The organism is Streptomyces sp. WM4235 (assembly GCF_001279725.1).
Classification (GTDB): Bacteria; Actinomycetota; Actinomycetes; order Streptomycetales; family Streptomycetaceae; genus Streptomyces.
The window spans coordinates 121,548-135,900 of sequence record NZ_LGDE01000112.1; the positions used below are offsets into that span (position 1 = coordinate 121,548).

A 14,353-nucleotide genomic window follows, 5' to 3' on the forward strand; every position below is an offset into this window, starting at 1 on the left:
GCGGCCGTACCGGGCAGGACCGGGTTGGCTGGGCGGCGAGTGCCCGACCGGCGGGCGCGAGGAGGTCCACATGCCCACAGGGGACACCATCGCCGCCACGGGCCGCCCGGCCCGCGGGACATCCGCGATACGCGGGGCGCTCGCCCTGGCCGCGGCCCTGACCCTGGGCGCCCTCGCCGCCCCGACCGCCGCCGCGGCCCCCGCGCGGCGCGCCCCGGAGCCCGAACCCGCCTGCACCGCCGGTACCGGCCCCTACCAGCGCGAGTTGGAGGCCGGACTGGGACGCCCGGTCGACGGGGTGCAGTCCACCGCCGACTGCGTCGCCGTCCGCTCCTTCCAGCGGACCCACCGCGTCACCCCGGCCGACGGCTACGCCGGCCTCGTCACGCACCGCACGATGGTCGCCGTGAACGCCCGCGCGAACCCCAACGCCGACGGCTCCTGCCCGGTCCGTGAGCACCGGGTGACCTGTGTGGACCTGGAACGCCAACTCCTGTGGGTACAGAGCGGGGAGCGGATCGTCTTCGCGCCCGTGCCCATCCGCACCGGTCGCGACGACCAGGAGACCCGGCCCGGTTGGCACGAGGTGTACTGGCGCAGCGAGGACCACGAGTCCACGCTGTACGACAACGCGCCCATGCCGTACGCCCAGTTCTTCGACGGGGGCCAGGCCCTGCACGGCCGCCCCGGCGACCTCTACGCGCACGGCGGATCGGCGGGCTGCGTCAACCTCTCGGTGCCCGACGCCGAACGCCTGTGGAACCTGCTGGCCGAGGGCGACGCGGTCTACGTCTGGGGGACCAAACCCGGTACGGACGACTGACTCCGAGACGGTCCCCGTGCTTGGGACCGAACGGTGACAAGACCGTATCTTTTCGTGTTCTTCCCGTGTGATTTCCTGTCGACAAGCGCGCGACTGTCCGTGCGCGGGGGACATGGGGAGAACACGAGTGAACCTGCAGCCGATTCGCGGTCGAGTCCGCACCGGCCTGCCGGCCCTACTGCTGGGAGCGGCCCTGCTGCTCACCACCGCGTGCAGCGGTGGCGGCAACGGCGGGGGCAACGGCGGAGACGACAACGGCGGGGGCGGCGCCGGCAAGGCCGGCACCGAGGCGTCGAAGGCTGTCGTCAACGTCAAGCCCGACGACGGGGCCAAGGAGGTCGCCACCAGCGGCATCCTGAAGATATCCAGCACGGGTGGCAAGCTCACGACGGTGACGGTCGCCGACACCAAGGGCAACGCGGTGGCCGGCAAGCTCGCCGCGGACGGCGCGAACTGGGAGCCCGAACGCCATCTGGCCTCCGCCACCGAGTACAAGGTGCACGCGGTGGCCAAGGACACGGCCGGCCGGGAGTCGGTCAAGGACACCACCTTCACCACCCTGACCCCGGAGAACACCTTCGTGGGCCACTACACCCCCGAGGACGGTTCCACGGTCGGCGTGGGCATGCCCGTCTCCATCAACTTCACCCGCGGCATCACCAACCCGGAGGCCGTCGAGAAGGCCATCACGGTCACCGCCGAGCCCTCCGTCCCGGTCGAGGGCCACTGGTTCGGCAACGACCGCCTCGACTTCCGCCCCGAGAAGTACTGGGCCGCGGGCACCAAGGTCACCGTGAAGCTCGCCCTCGACGGCGTCGAGGGCCGGGAGAACGTCTACGGCAAGCAGACCCGCACGTTCTCCTTCACCATCGGTCGCTCCCAGGTGTCCACGGTCGACGCGAGCGCGCACACCATGGAGGTCGTCCGTGACGGCCAGGTCCTGAAGAACCTCCCGATCACCGCGGGCGCCCCGTCGACGACCACCTACAACGGACAGATGGTCATCAGTGAGAAGTACAAGGTGACCCGGATGAACGGCGCCACCGTCGGCTTCGGCGGCGAGTACGACATCTCCGACGTGCCGCACGCGATGCGCCTGTCGAACTCCGGCACCTTCGTCCACGGCAACTACTGGGCCTCCTCCTCCACCTTCGGGTCGGAGAACGTCAGCCACGGTTGTGTGGGCCTGCGCGACGCGCGCGGCGCCGGCGACCCCGACCAGCCCGCCGCCTGGTTCTTCGACCAGTCGCTCATCGGTGACGTGGTCGTCGTGAAGAACTCCAAGGACAAGGAGATCGCGCCGGAGAACGGCCTCAACGGCTGGAACATGGACTGGGCGGAGTGGGTCAAGTAACCCCACCCCGTAGGTGATCGAGTGGCCCGGCGCTGTGACACACGGCACCGGGCCACTCGCTGTTAACCGGTACTAACCTTCCCCGTATGACCCTCTCTCTCGAAGTCTCCGAAGGCGTCGGCACCCTCCGTCTGGACCGGCCGCCCATGAACGCCCTGGACATCGCCACCCAGGACCGGCTGCGCGAGCTCGCGGTGGAAGCCGGCGACCGGGCCGACGTCCGCGCGGTCGTCATCTACGGCGGCGAGAAGGTGTTCGCCGCCGGCGCGGACATCAAGGAGATGCAGACCATGGACCACGCGGCGATGGTCGCCCGGTCCCGAGGTCTCCAGGACGCGTTCACGGCCGTGGCCCGGATCCCCAAGCCCGTCGTCGCGGCCGTCACCGGCTACGCCCTGGGCGGCGGTTGCGAACTCGCGCTCTGCGCCGACTACCGGATCGCCGCCGACAACGCGAAGCTCGGGCAGCCCGAGATCCTGCTGGGTCTGATCCCGGGCGCGGGCGGCACCCAGCGGCTGTCCCGCCTGATCGGCCCGTCCAAGGCCAAGGACCTCATCTTCACCGGCCGGATGGTCAAGGCCGAGGAGGCGCTCGCCCTCGGTCTGGTCGACCGGATCGTGCCGGCCGCCGAGGTGTACGAGCAGGCGCACGCCTGGGCCGCGAAGCTGGCGCAGGGCCCCGCGCTCGCCCTGCGGGCCGCCAAGGAGTGTGTCGACGCCGGCCTGGAGGCGGACATCGACACCGGTCTGACCATCGAACGCAACTGGTTCGCGGGCCTGTTCGCCACCGAGGACCGCGAGCGCGGCATGCGCAGCTTCGTGGAGGAGGGCCCCGGCAAGGCCAAGTTCCTCTAGCCGGGACGGCCCGGCCGCGGGGGAAGTCCACAGGGGAGTCCCCGGGGAGTCCTCCCTGTGGGTGCATTAGCCAGGCCTTAAGCCAGGCTTAAGGGGACCTCATGGCCCACCGAGGGTGATCGGCTCCGCGCGTTGTGTCATCGCAGGTCACCTCGGCGTCGCGGCCTCTGTTTTGCCTGTTGCATATGCCGGGACACCCCTTCGGAATCAACCATTCCGGGGGGTGTTTTCCCGCGGAACGACCCGCGGTGGCGGTCGTGCCGTCCATGATGGGTTCATGGCGGGCCTGGAGGGTGTGGAACAGCCGCGGCAGCGCAGCAGCGCTTCCGCCGTACGGCTCACGGCGTCTCTTGAGGATGAACACGGCCTCAAGGCATCGGAGTCGTACGAGAATCCGGCGGAGGCGGAGGTGACGCTGCCGTCCATGCCGGAGTCCGCGAGAACCGCTCGCCGGCTCACCCAGTCGGTGGTGATCCGCCACTGGGGCCTCTCGCCGCAGATCGCCGAACACGCGGTCCTGCTGGTGTCCGAACTCGTCGGCAACGCCGTGCGCCACACCGGGGCCCGCTCCTTCGGCTTACGGATGCTGCGTCGCCGCGGGTGGATCCGGATCGAGGTGCGTGACCCCTCGCGCGGGTTGCCCTGTCTGATGCCGGTCCACGAGATGGACACCACGGGGCGCGGGCTCTTCCTCGTCGACAAACTGTCCGACCGCTGGGGCGCCGATCTGCTGCCGCGCGGCAAGATCACCTGGTTCGAGATGCGGGTGGCCGACCGCTAGGACCCGCCCTCCCTGCACTTCGGCCCGGAACGCCAGAAACCCCCTGTCGCCGTGATCGGGCGCTGCGGGGGTTTCATGGGTGCGCCGAGGATCGAAGGGGGTGTGATCCTCGGCGGGACTTCGCTCGGGTCAAAGGGAAGTCGTGGTTCCGACTATGGCAGACGAGCGCCCGAATGCCAAAAGTCCCAACACGGACATAAGTGTGCATATCCTAAGAGTTTCCACCTAAATCTTAGGTGAGGTGGGCCACTCACCTCGTAATCAATGAATAAGTATCGACCGCTCTGAGTGAATCGTTGATCACGTAGCGGACGGAACCTCGGATGGCGTCCTGATGGCCGGCGTCTCGAATTGGGTCAATCATTACCATCTCGGTCATCCACCCCTTAAATGGGCAAGTGCTCTGCTATCCGGACCGCCGATCCGCCCTTCGCGCCGGTGTGGCGGGCGCCGTCGGCGCCCTCGCCACCGCCTGCGGGACCGCGCCCCCGACCCGCGCGACCGCCCCCGACAAGGCCGCCGCCCCCTCCGCCACCGTGCCCGCCAAGGCCCCCGCCGCCGCGGCCGCACCGGCACCCCGCCGGTTCGCCGGCCTGCCCGTCGAGATCGCCCACGGCCCCCGCGACCGGCCCCGGGTCGCCCTCACCTTCCACGGCAACGGGGACCCGGCCGTCGCCCGGGCCGTGCTCGCCGAGGCCGAGAAGGGCGGGGCGCGCGTCACCGTACTGGCGATCGGCACCTGGCTCGACGACCACCCGGACATGGCCCGCCGGATCCTCGACGGCGGCCACGAACTCGGCAACCACACCCAACGCCACCTCGCGATCAACGACATGTCCGAGGCCGACGCCCTCGCCGAGATCACCGGCTGCGCGCAGCGCCTCAAACGCCTCACCGGCTCGATCGGCACCTGGTTCCGCCCCTCGCAGACCCAGTACGCGAGCCCGCTCGTCCGAACCCTCGCCGGGCGGGCGGGCTACCCGCACGTCCTGTCGTACGACGTGGACTCCCTCGACTTCACCTCGCCCGGCGCCGCGGCCGTCATCCGCAACGTCACCGGGACGATCCACGGCGGATCGGTGGTGAGCCTGCACTTCGGCTACGCGGACACGGTCGACGCGATGCCGCCCCTCCTCGAAGAACTCGCGCGCCGCAAGCTGCGCGCGGTGACCACCACGGAGCTGCTGACCCCATGACCACGAACCGCCTTCCCCGGAAGGCCACCGCGCTGCTCGCCGGACTGGTTCTCGCTGCCCTGGCCGGCTGCGGTTCCGGCGGAGGGGGCGCGACCGAGGCGCTCGGCTCCAAGGGACCCGCCCGGCCGGTCAAGGCCGTGCCGGCGGCGCCGCCCGGACTGCCCGGCATGCCACCGCTGCTCGACCCGAAGGACGTGTACGCGGCGGACCGCCCGAACCGGCTCTCCCCGGTGGTCAAGGACTTCCCGTCCCGGGTCTACGTACCGAACACCAACTCCAACACGGTGTCCGTCATCGACCCGGCGACGTACAAGGTCATCGACACCATCCCCGTCGGCGCCCAGCCCCAACACGTGGTGCCCTCCTGGGACATGAAGACCCTGTGGGTCAACAACAACCGCGGCCACACGCTCACCCCCATCAACCCGGCCACCGGCGAGGCCGGCGACCCCGTCGAGGTGCACGACCCGTACAACCTCTACTTCACGCCCAACGGGAAGTACGCGATCGTGATGGCGTCGATGGACCGCGAACTGGTCTTCCGCGACCCGCACACCATGAACCGGGTGAAGACGGTGCCCGTGACCTGCTTCGGCGTCAACCACGCGGACTTCTCGGCCGACGGCCGCTACTTCATCGTGAGCTGCGAGTTCTCCGGCGAACTCCTCAAGGTGGACACCGAGAAGATGGAGGTCGTCGGCCAGCAGAAGCTGCCGTTCGAGGGCGCGATGCCGCAGGACGTGAAGATCTCCCCGGACGGCAAGACCTTCTACGTCGCGGACATGATGGCGCACGGCATGTGGGTGCTCAGCGGGGACAAGTTCGACGTCCCCAAGCTGCTGCCCACCGGAAAGGGGTGCCACGGCCTGTACGTCAGCCGGGACTCCAAGGAGATGTACATCTCCAACCGCGGCGAGGGCACCATCTCCGTCTTCGACTTCCCGCAGAACAAGCTGACGAAGAAGTGGGAACTGCCGGACGGCGGCAGCCCCGACATGGGCGGGGTCTCCGCCGACGGCAAGGTGCTGTGGCTGTCGGGCCGCTACAACTCCGAGGTCTACGCCCTCGACACCACCAGCGGCAAGGAACTGGCCCGGATCCCGGTCGGCGGCGGACCGCACGGCCTCGCCGTCTACCCCCAGCCCGGCCGCTACTCGCTCGGCCACACCGGGATCTTCCGCTAGGCCGTCCCTTTCGGACCCGGTCGCGACGACGGCGGCCCGGGAGCTCGCACAGCTCCCGGGCCGCCCCCGTCCACCGGTCGGGCAGGGCCCCACCGGGGCCTACCAGGCGACGGGAAGCCGCTCCGGCAGGCGCTTGATGAAGCCCGTGCGCCAGACGAGGTTCTCGGCCGGGACCGCGAGGCGCAGTTCGGGCAACCGCTCGACCAGCACCTCCAACGCGATCTCGGCGTGGGCCCGACCCAGGGCGGAGGCCGGGCAGAAGTGCCGGCCGGCGCCGAACGCAAGGTGGGGCCGGGGGCTCTCGCGTTCGAGGTCCAACACGTCCGGGTTCTCGAAGGCCAGCGGGTCGAAGTTGGCCCCCTCCAACAGGACCAGGACCAGCTCGCCCTTCTTGACCAGCACGTCACCGACCCGCACGTCCTCCAGGGCGATCCGCGGCAGGCCGTCGCCCACGGAGAGGTTCCAGCGCAGGAGTTCGTCCACCGCCTTGCCCATCCGCTCCGGATGCGCGCGCAGGTACCCGATCAGCTCCGGCTTCTGGAGCAGCGCGAGGACCGCGAGCACCAGGAACGCGGACGTGGACACCGCGCCCGCCCCGAAGAGCGAGACGGCGACCGTCGCGAACATGTCGTCGGTCAGGTGCGCCGACTCGGGGTCGGCCTCCTTCAACCCGGCGAACCTGCCGAGGAGCCCCGTACGCTCCTCGGCGGGCAGGGCGAGCTGCGCCTCCAGGCACTCGACGAAGTAGCCGACGTCCTTGTACCAGTTGAGCGCCGAGTCCGCGAAGGGCTCCCGCGCCGTCATGAACGCCACGTCGAGGCCCGACATCAGCCGGCGCCAGTCGTCGAAGGGCACTCCCAGCACCCGGCAGTGCAGTGCGGCCGAGAACGGGTCCGCGAAACCGGCCCGGAGGTCGGCGGGGGCGCCCTCGGCCACCATCCGGTCGACGAGTTCCCCGGCCGTGGCGCGCAGCCGGTCCCGGAGCCCCTCCTGGCGCGGGTTGAGCGCCTTCATCACCGCGTCGCGCAGCCCGGCGCCGTTGATGTTGCCCATGTTGTTCACGACCTCGGGCGGGATCGTCAGCGCGTACTGGCGGGGGACGCCGGCGTTCGCCGTGTCCTTGAGGCTGAAGCGCTCGTCCTCCAGCACCTGCCTGGCCGGCGCGTAGCCGCTCACCAGCCAGGCAGGGTCCCCGGTGAGGGTGCGGACCCTGGCGACCGGCGCCTTCTCACGCAGCCAGGCGCACTCCGGCGGGAGCACGTCACCGCGTCGTGAGAGCGGGAAGTCGAGGGGGGCGTCCCCTGCGCCCCCGGTCTCCCGACCCTCAAGCTGCTCGACGGTCATCGACGGTCCCTCCGGTCGGTACGTGGTTCGAGGTGGTGTCCGGCGTCTCGGCCGGTGCGTGGACCGAGGCCGCCGCGGCCTCGGGGCGCACGACGGCGTACGCCTGGTTGCGGGTGGCGCGCAGGCCCCCGCCCCGTGCGAAGAGGACATCGGTCAGGGGCATCTTGACGTGGTAGGCCGCCACCGAGGACGGGACGTCGAGAATGCTCGGGGTGTCCACGAAGAACGGCAGTTCGGCCGCCATGTAGTCGAAACAGACCCGCAACTGTGCGTCGGTGATCGATTCACCTTCCGGCAACTTCGATCCGACAAAGTGAAGGGCCATTTCCTCGCAGCCCTTACGGAATTCGTCGTCAGTCTCCAGGAAATGGAGCACGCGTCGGTGCAAGAGTTGGTAGACGGGGTTCGATTGGAACTCCGAAAGTGCCCGCACGCGAATCTCGGCGAGTGGAGGTCCTGATTCCTCCACGCCTTTGAGTATGCGTCGTCGGACCGCCTTGATCTCCTTCGCCGCCCGCTTCCCCGCGTGTTCGGGGGAGTATCCGAAGGCGGCGAACATCCGGTCGACGTGGAGGTCCGCGTAGACGAAGTCGACTTGGGCGAAGCGGGTCGTGGCCCATCGGGCGAGGTTGCCGATGCGCTCGGAGCTGAAGTAGCTGTTTCCGGGACTCACTCCGATGAGCACATGGTCGCCGTCTTCCCAGATATGGCGGCAGGTGCGGGTGAAGGGCAGAACTTCGAATGATGCGTCAGCTGTGATCGTCACCTGTGTGATCGCCCTTGTTGCCGCTTGTCCCTGGGAGCCCTGCGCTCCTGGTGTGGCGGCAATGTCGGTACGTTATGCCGCGATGCCGGAGCGTGACAAGTGCAGGCCGGAATTATTGGCCGGAATTATTGCCTCCGCCTTACCGGACGGTAATTGGCTTTCTTTCTGCCGGCCGAACGGGACCCGGGGGCGAGCCCCGCCCGGGCGGGCGCTACCCTGAGCCGTCAACAAGCACCAAGAAGGGGTGGACCCAGTGGCGGACATCGAGAGCGCGCGGGCGACGTTCCGTAAGTTCGACGCGGACGGCGACGGCTTCGTCACGGCCGACGAGTACAGCGCGGCCATGAAGGCCATGGGCGACGCGTTCGTCACCGGCGCGGTCGCGGACGCCGTGGTCGCGTCCAAGGACAGCAACGGCGACGGCCTGCTGAGCTTCGACGAGTTCTGGGTCGCCCTGAACAAGTAGTCCCCGTCCCGGCCGCCTCCGACCCCCTGCCGGGACCGGAGGCGGTCAGGCCGTGCCCCCGGGTCCCTCGGGCGCCCCCGGGCCGTCCTGCGCGGGAGCCATGTCCTCGACCTCGGTCAGGGCCTCCTCCAGCCAGCGCAGCCAGAACGTCTCCAGGCCGATCCCGCCGCGCAGCACCAGCCGGCGCAACCGGTCCTCGTCGGAGTCCCGTCCCGGCGGGAAGTCCCGTGCCTCGATGGCCTCGTACTCCGCCAACTGCCCCCGGTGCAGCTCCACGTGACGGCGCAGTTCCGCCCCGAGCCCCCGAGCCCCCACCACGCCCGCCGCCCGCACCCGCAGCAGCAGGGGGTCCCGGATGGCCTTCGGGTCCTGGCTCTCGCCGACCCACCGGGCCAGTTCCGCACTGCCGGCGGACAACACCTCGTACTCCTTGCGCTGCCCGCGCACCGGCACCTCGCCGGGCAACGCCCTGATCAACCCGGCCTCCTCCAGCCGGCCCAGCTCCCGGTAGATCTGCTGGTGCGTCGCCGACCAGAAGTACCCGATCGACCTGTCGAACCGCCGGGTCAGCTCCAGCCCCGACGAAGGCTTCTCCAGCAGGGCGGTGAGGATGGCGTGCGGCAGCGACATGCGGCCATCCTAGGTTCGGGGTCGATCCCGGCGGCGCGATCCCGTCCCCGACGTCGCTCGCCGCACGGGCGGGGTCGGGGCGCCCGCGCCGTCACCGCAGCGCGGCCAGGGCCTCCGGGGTCCTCGGGCCGGCAACGTCCGGGGCCAACAGGCCGTGGGCGCGCAGGAGGGCCGTGACCGCCGGGGACCACGCCTGACGCAGTCCGGCCGAGGCCAACAACGCGGGGTCCGAGAGGAGTTCCCCCGCCGGACCGACGCGGACGCCCGTCGGGGTGAGGACCGCCGCGTCGTCGGCCCAGCGAACCGCCAGGTCGACGTCGTGCGTGGCCATCACCACCGTGGTCCCGGCCGTGCGCAGCCCCGCCAGGACGTCCAACAGCCGTTCCTGCCCGTCCGGGTCCAGCCCGGCCGTCGGTTCGTCCAGGATCAACACGCGCGGGGCCATCGCCACCGCGCCCGCGATGGCCGCGCGCTTGCGCTGACCGTACGAGAGCAGGTGCGTCGGCCGGTCCCGCAGCGCCGTGATGTCCAGGGCGGCGAGCGCCGAGTCCACCCGGCCCCGCACCTCGGCGGGCTCCAGGCCCATGTTCATCGGGCCGAAGGACACGTCCTGCTCCACCGAGGCGGCGAACAACTGGTCGTCCGGGTCCTGGACCACCAACTGCACGGCCCGCCGCAGCCGGGTCAGCCCGGCCCGGTCGTGCGTCACCACCGTGCCGTCGAGCCGCAGCGAGCCCGAACCCGGCCGCAGCCCCCCGCTGAGCAGCCGCATCAGGGTGGTCTTGCCGCTGCCGTTGCGGCCCAGCAGGACCAGCGCGCGGCCCTCGACGATGCCGAAGTCCACGCCGGAGAGGACCTCGGGCCCGTCCTCGTACGCGTAGCCCGCGCCGGCCAGTTCCACCAACGGGTTCACAGGTACAGCCCCTTCAGGGTGAGAGTCACGGTGATCAGGGCCGCCAGCAGCGCCCCGGACGCGGCCAGGAACCGCCACGACAGCGTGGCCGGCGGCACCAGCACCCGCAGCGCGCCGTCGTAGCCACGCCCCGCCAGCCCCTCCTGGAGCCGCGCGGCGCGGTCGAAGGCCCGTACGAACGAGGTCGCCGCCAGCCCGGCCAGCGAACGCCACACCGCGGCCCGTCCCGTGTGTCCGAGCCGGGCCGCCTGGGCGCGGCGGACCTGGGCCATCGAGTCCAGCAGCAGGAAGCCGATCCGGTACATGACCAGGGCCACGTCCACCACCGGCGCCGGCACCCCGGCCCGCACGAGCCGGGGCAGCACGTCCGACACCGGGGTGGTGAAGGCGAACAGCAGCACCCCGAGGGAGGCCGCGGAGGTGCGCAACAGCAGCTCCGCCGCGTGCCGGGGCCCGTCGGGGGCCCACGACACCAGCCCCGCCGGGCCGCCCACCGCGAACAGCAGCGGAAGCGCCCCGGTGAAGCAGAAACCGAGCGGGATCCGGAAGGCCCGCCACAGTTGGCGCCCGGCCACCCCGGCGGGCCCGAGCAGCACCACCAGGGTGGCCGCCGCGACGAGCGGCCCCCCGGGCCAGGGCGGCAGGGCCACGGCCGTGACCGTCAGGCCGAGCCCCAACAGGGCCTTCTCCAGCGGATGGCGGCGGCGCCAGCGACTGCCGTGCGCCGCCACGTCGATCGGCAGCACCGCCTACGACTCCGCGGGGCCGGCCGGGCCACCGGTCGCGCCCGCTTGGGCGAGGCCCTGACGCCGACCCTTGCGGACGCCGAAGTAGTACGCGAGCACGCCCGCGCCCAGCGCCGCCTGAAGGGCGAACAGGGCCGATTCGATCTCCCCGGACGGGGGCTCGTACAGCGGCGAGAACCACGGCTCGTAGTCCGGCTTCAGTTCGGTGATGGCGGCCTCCGCCTGCGCGTCGGCGCCCGCGAACGGCTCCTCCTTGCCCTCGCCCAGACCCAGTGCGAGCGGGAGCACGGCGAGCGCCGCCACCAGGAGCAGCAGCACCGTGTTGATCTTCGCGTTCCTGGTCATCGGACCGCCGCCTCCTCCTGCTTGGTCCCGGTACGGGCCGTCAGCTTCGCGACGCCCAGCCGGACCAGGTCCGACTTGCTCGACTGCATCAGCAGCCGCATCACGAGGACGGTCAGCAGCCCCTCGCTGACGGCCAGCGGGATCTGCGTGACGGCGAAGATGCCGCCGAACTTGGCGAGCGCCCCGGGGAAACCGGTGCCCGGGTCGGGGAAGGCCAGCGCCAACTGGACACTGGTCACGCAGTAGGTGACGAGGTCGGCGAAGAACGCGCCGAAGAAGACGGTCACCATCAGCGGCAGATCGAACCTCTTGAGCAGCCGGTAGACCCCGTAGCCCGCCCAGGGCCCGGCGATGGCCATGGAGAAGACGTTCGCGCCGAGCGTGGTCAGGCCGCCGTGCGCCAGCAGCAGCGCCTGGAAGAGCAGGGTGATCGTGCCGAGCACCGCCATGATCGGCGGCCGGAACAGGATCGCCCCGAGCCCGGTGCCGGTGGGGTGGGAACAACTGCCCGTCACCGAAGGGATCTTCAGGGCGGACAGCACGAAAGTGAACGCACCCGACGCACCGAGCAGCAGCGTGCTCTCGGGGTTGGCCTTCACCTCGCGGGTGAGGGCGCGCACACCGTGTACGACAAAGGGAGCGGACGCGGCGCCCCAGGCGACCGCGTGCAAGGGGGGCAGAAACCCCTCGGCTATATGCATGAGTAAGGAGACCTCTCCAGCACCTCGTGGATGGACGACGTGCCCTGGCCGGTCTCCTGGCTCACGGGTACTGATGCCCTGACTCCGCCTTCCCGGGGCCGTGCGGTCTCCCGCGCGGGCCCAGTGGCTTCCCGCAGGGGAGTGGAGCCGGACTTCCCGATCACAGTGGCGAGGGCCGCACCGGTTTTCCACCGGTTTCCCGAACACCAAGGCCCGCTGACCCTAGTCGGCCGCGCGGACCCGTAACAACCCGACCCCGTTCCCGCGCCCCCCGCCCACCCGCTCCGACCAGGGCCGATCCGGGTGGCCCCCGGACGGGCGCGGCCCGCTGGCGAACCCGTGCCGGCCCGCGCAGGGTGGGGGAGTGGCCGACGAACACGACTACGCAGACCTCAGCGCCGTCTACGTGAACTGCACGCTCAAGCGCTCGCCCGAGACCAGCAACACCGAGGGGCTGATCTCCAGGAGCCGTGCGGTGATGGAGGCGGCCGGCGCCCGGACCTCACTGATCCGGGCCGTCGACCACGACATCGCCACCGGTGTCTGGCCCGACATGACCGAGCACGGCTGGGAGAGCGATCAGTGGCCGGTCCTCTACAGCCAGATCATGGACGCCGACATCCTCGTGCTGTGCGGGCCGATCTGGCTCGGTGACAACAGCTCCGTGATGAAGCAGGTCATCGAGCGGCTCTACGCCTGCTCCTCGATCCTGAACGACCGGGGCCAGTACGCCTACTACGGCAGGGTCGGCGGCGCGCTGATCACCGGCAACGAGGACGGCGTCAAACACTGCGCCATGAACGTCCTCTACAGCCTCCAGCACCTCGGCTACACGATCCCGCCGCAGGCCGACGCGGGCTGGATCGGTGAGGCCGGGCCCGGACCCTCCTACCTCGACCCGGGTTCGGGCGGCCCGGAGAACGACTTCACCAACCGGAACACCACGTTCATGACCTGGAACCTGATGCACCTGGCCGCCCTGCTCAAGCGGGCCGGCGGCGTCCCCGCACACGGGAACCAACGCTCGGAGTGGGACGCCGGCTGCCGCTTCGACTTCCCCAATCCCGAGCACCGCTAGGCAGGCAGACGCGAGGGGCCCGGGGCGGCGCACGCCCCGGGCCCATCGACCGTTCGATCCCGTGCCGGGCGACGGTTCAGCAGGTCGCCGGGTGCGGGAAGTCGACGACGAGCCGCTCCGGCGCGTGCAGCACGCTGGTCTTGTAGGTGGGCTTGGTGTCGAAGGCGGCGCCGAAGGTCACGTACCCCTCGTAGTCGCCGGTGTAGGCCATGCCCTTGAGCTTGGACAGGTTGATCTTCTGTAGGCGGGGCCCCTGGTAGACGTTCTGGCCGGCGTCGGTGTGCCCGGCGGCCGGGTGCAGCCGGATCTCCAGGAAGAACTTCCCGGCCAGCGGCACGGGCTTGCCGGACCCGTCGTAGACCAGTTGGGAAACGGGTGTGACGGTGACCGGGGGAGCGGATCCCTGGAGGTCGACGACGAGCCGGTCGAAGGTGCAGTGACCGCCGAAGCGGGCATTGGTGACCAGCGTGGTGGACAGGGTGCGGGTGGCGGCCGAGGCCGGTGCGGCGAGGCCGATTCCGGCGGCGAGCAGCGTGCCCGTGACGAGTGCGGTGACCTGACGGCGACGTGGCGGACGCATGACGTCCCCCCGATTCTTCAGAGACGGGGACAGCGGTGTCACAACAGAAGACACTCCCGGGGCGCCCATGGTTGCACCGGATCGGGCACGAGCCGCGCGGGGCCGGGGCACGTGGCCGCGCGGGGGCGGGGCACGTGGCCGCGAGCCGCGCCGTCAGCCGGGCAGCAGCGCGCTCAGTTCCGCGTCCAGGTCGTAGTGGCGTCGTTCCTGCCCGCGCGGCACCAGTTCCACGAGCCGGCGGCACAGGGCCCGTACGTCCTTCGCCCGGGCGGACATCACACACCCCTGCTCGCCGTTGCTGAACGCCAGGAAGATCCGCGGCTCGGTGGCCTTCCAGCGCGGCCACACCTGTATGTCGCCCTCGCCCGTGGCGTGGGTCTGCCCGTCGAGCAGCAGATCGCGGGAGAACACCCAGCGCGCGATGTGCACCCCGGCCCCCTCGAAGTCGAGCGCGATCTCGTAGGGCCGGTCGGTGCGGTACACGAACGTCCCCCGCACCGGGATGGGGGTGGTCGCGGCCTCCAGACGGAGGGGGAGGACGCGGTGCTCCGTGATCGTCATGGCGGGGTGCGCCTCTCTGTCGGCGGGGGTG

General features: G+C 70.8%; 17 protein-coding genes and 1 riboswitch. Of the genes, 8 read left to right on the forward strand and 9 right to left on the reverse strand.

Annotated elements, in window-relative coordinates:
- The first annotated feature begins 70 nt into the window (after nucleotides 1-70).
- The 6 genes from ADK55_RS11215 to ADK55_RS11240 all read left to right on the forward strand — a co-directional run bounded on the left by ADK55_RS11215 (nucleotide 71) and on the right by ADK55_RS11240 (nucleotide 6,192).
- Complete coding sequence (locus ADK55_RS11215; protein WP_078998785.1) at nucleotides 71-823, forward strand: L,D-transpeptidase; 753 nt, start codon at nucleotides 71-73, stop codon at nucleotides 821-823.
- Between the two features lie 112 nt (nucleotides 824-935).
- Complete coding sequence (locus ADK55_RS11220) at nucleotides 936-2,177, forward strand: L,D-transpeptidase (RefSeq protein WP_053677562.1); 1,242 nt, start codon at nucleotides 936-938, stop codon at nucleotides 2,175-2,177.
- An 86-nt stretch (nucleotides 2,178-2,263) separates the two neighbouring features.
- Nucleotides 2,264-3,031 (forward strand): enoyl-CoA hydratase/isomerase family protein, encoded by a 768-nt coding sequence (locus tag ADK55_RS11225; RefSeq protein ID WP_053677564.1) that lies wholly within the window; start codon nucleotides 2,264-2,266, stop codon nucleotides 3,029-3,031.
- Nucleotides 3,032-3,203: 172 nt separating this feature from the next.
- A complete protein-coding gene (locus ADK55_RS11230; RefSeq protein ID WP_078998801.1) occupies nucleotides 3,204-3,812 on the forward strand; it encodes an ATP-binding protein in 609 nt (202 codons plus the stop codon).
- Between the two features lie 398 nt (nucleotides 3,813-4,210).
- Nucleotides 4,211-5,008, forward strand: coding sequence for a polysaccharide deacetylase family protein (locus ADK55_RS11235; RefSeq protein ID WP_053677568.1), 798 nt, complete (start codon nucleotides 4,211-4,213; stop codon nucleotides 5,006-5,008).
- Nucleotides 5,005-6,192 (forward strand): YncE family protein, encoded by a 1,188-nt coding sequence (locus tag ADK55_RS11240; RefSeq protein ID WP_053677570.1) that lies wholly within the window; start codon nucleotides 5,005-5,007, stop codon nucleotides 6,190-6,192. Before ADK55_RS11235 ends, ADK55_RS11240 begins: the two co-directional genes overlap by 4 nt.
- Before the next feature lie 99 nt (nucleotides 6,193-6,291).
- Here the strand turns inward: ADK55_RS11240 and ADK55_RS11245 are convergent, their stop codons facing one another.
- Both ADK55_RS11245 and ADK55_RS11250 read right to left on the reverse strand, forming a co-directional pair.
- A complete protein-coding gene (locus ADK55_RS11245; protein ID WP_053677572.1) occupies nucleotides 6,292-7,536 on the reverse strand; it encodes a cytochrome P450 in 1,245 nt (414 codons plus the stop codon).
- Nucleotides 7,517-8,302, reverse strand: a complete 786-nt coding sequence (locus tag ADK55_RS11250; protein ID WP_078998789.1) for a tRNA-dependent cyclodipeptide synthase — start codon at nucleotides 8,300-8,302, stop codon at nucleotides 7,517-7,519. Before ADK55_RS11250 ends, ADK55_RS11245 begins: the two co-directional genes overlap by 20 nt.
- A gap of 253 nt (nucleotides 8,303-8,555) precedes the next feature.
- On the opposite strand from ADK55_RS11250, the gene ADK55_RS11255 reads away from it, so the two are divergent.
- Nucleotides 8,556-8,768, forward strand: coding sequence for an EF-hand domain-containing protein (locus ADK55_RS11255; RefSeq protein WP_053677573.1), 213 nt, complete (start codon nucleotides 8,556-8,558; stop codon nucleotides 8,766-8,768).
- 45 nt (nucleotides 8,769-8,813) lie between these two features.
- Here ADK55_RS11255 and ADK55_RS11260 read toward each other — a convergent pair whose 3' ends face one another.
- From ADK55_RS11260 to ADK55_RS11280, 5 genes are all read right to left on the reverse strand, one after another.
- Nucleotides 8,814-9,398: a PadR family transcriptional regulator gene (locus ADK55_RS11260; RefSeq protein WP_053677575.1), complete on the reverse strand. Its 585-nt coding sequence runs from the start codon at nucleotides 9,396-9,398 to the stop codon at nucleotides 8,814-8,816.
- Between the two features lie 91 nt (nucleotides 9,399-9,489).
- Nucleotides 9,490-10,311, reverse strand: coding sequence for an energy-coupling factor ABC transporter ATP-binding protein (locus tag ADK55_RS11265; RefSeq protein WP_053677578.1), 822 nt, complete (start codon nucleotides 10,309-10,311; stop codon nucleotides 9,490-9,492).
- The gene (cbiQ, locus tag ADK55_RS11270; RefSeq protein WP_053677580.1) at nucleotides 10,308-11,057 is read right to left on the reverse strand and encodes a cobalt ECF transporter T component CbiQ; all 750 of its coding nucleotides are present in this window, start codon (nucleotides 11,055-11,057) and stop codon (nucleotides 10,308-10,310) included. Before cbiQ ends, ADK55_RS11265 begins: the two co-directional genes overlap by 4 nt.
- 3 nt (nucleotides 11,058-11,060) lie before the next feature.
- A complete protein-coding gene (locus ADK55_RS11275; protein ID WP_053677582.1) occupies nucleotides 11,061-11,402 on the reverse strand; it encodes an energy-coupling factor ABC transporter substrate-binding protein in 342 nt (113 codons plus the stop codon).
- Nucleotides 11,399-12,103 (reverse strand): energy-coupling factor ABC transporter permease, encoded by a 705-nt coding sequence (locus tag ADK55_RS11280; protein ID WP_053677584.1) that lies wholly within the window; start codon nucleotides 12,101-12,103, stop codon nucleotides 11,399-11,401. The genes ADK55_RS11275 and ADK55_RS11280 overlap by 4 nt, the downstream gene beginning before the upstream one ends.
- Before the next feature lie 28 nt (nucleotides 12,104-12,131).
- A riboswitch (cobalamin riboswitch) is annotated at nucleotides 12,132-12,329 on the reverse strand.
- Between the two features lie 138 nt (nucleotides 12,330-12,467).
- Here ADK55_RS11280 and ADK55_RS11285 point away from each other — a divergent pair.
- Nucleotides 12,468-13,181 (forward strand): flavodoxin family protein, encoded by a 714-nt coding sequence (locus tag ADK55_RS11285; protein ID WP_053677588.1) that lies wholly within the window; start codon nucleotides 12,468-12,470, stop codon nucleotides 13,179-13,181.
- A 76-nt stretch (nucleotides 13,182-13,257) separates the two neighbouring features.
- On the opposite strand, the gene ADK55_RS11290 is transcribed toward ADK55_RS11285, so the two are convergent.
- On the reverse strand, nucleotides 13,258-13,761 hold the full coding sequence (locus tag ADK55_RS11290; RefSeq protein WP_053677590.1) for an AMIN-like domain-containing (lipo)protein: 504 nt from the start codon (nucleotides 13,759-13,761) through the stop codon (nucleotides 13,258-13,260).
- 153 nt (nucleotides 13,762-13,914) lie between these two features.
- Entirely contained in the window at nucleotides 13,915-14,322 is a 408-nt protein-coding gene (locus tag ADK55_RS11295; protein ID WP_053677593.1) for an SsgA family sporulation/cell division regulator, read from the reverse strand.
- Between the last annotated feature and the right edge of the window lie 31 nt (nucleotides 14,323-14,353).

What these genes read in the sequence shown, in the direction of transcription:
- ADK55_RS11215 (WP_078998785.1), top strand. Translation starts at nt 71, where the DNA reads ATGCCCACAGGGGACACCATCGCCGCCACGGGCCGCCCGGCCCGCGGG.
- ADK55_RS11220 (WP_053677562.1), top strand. Translation starts at nt 936, where the DNA reads ATGGGGAGAACACGAGTGAACCTGCAGCCGATTCGCGGTCGAGTCCGC.
- ADK55_RS11225 (WP_053677564.1), top strand. Translation starts at nt 2,264, where the DNA reads ATGACCCTCTCTCTCGAAGTCTCCGAAGGCGTCGGCACCCTCCGTCTG.
- ADK55_RS11240 (WP_053677570.1), top strand. Translation starts at nt 5,005, where the DNA reads ATGACCACGAACCGCCTTCCCCGGAAGGCCACCGCGCTGCTCGCCGGA.
- ADK55_RS11245 (WP_053677572.1), bottom strand. Translation starts at nt 7,536, where the DNA reads ATGACCGTCGAGCAGCTTGAGGGTCGGGAGACCGGGGGCGCAGGGGAC.
- ADK55_RS11260 (WP_053677575.1), bottom strand. Translation starts at nt 9,398, where the DNA reads ATGTCGCTGCCGCACGCCATCCTCACCGCCCTGCTGGAGAAGCCTTCG.
- ADK55_RS11275 (WP_053677582.1), bottom strand. Translation starts at nt 11,402, where the DNA reads ATGACCAGGAACGCGAAGATCAACACGGTGCTGCTGCTCCTGGTGGCG.
- ADK55_RS11280 (WP_053677584.1), bottom strand. Translation starts at nt 12,103, where the DNA reads ATGCATATAGCCGAGGGGTTTCTGCCCCCCTTGCACGCGGTCGCCTGG.
- ADK55_RS11290 (WP_053677590.1), bottom strand. Translation starts at nt 13,761, where the DNA reads ATGCGTCCGCCACGTCGCCGTCAGGTCACCGCACTCGTCACGGGCACG.
- ADK55_RS11295 (WP_053677593.1), bottom strand. Translation starts at nt 14,322, where the DNA reads ATGACGATCACGGAGCACCGCGTCCTCCCCCTCCGTCTGGAGGCCGCG.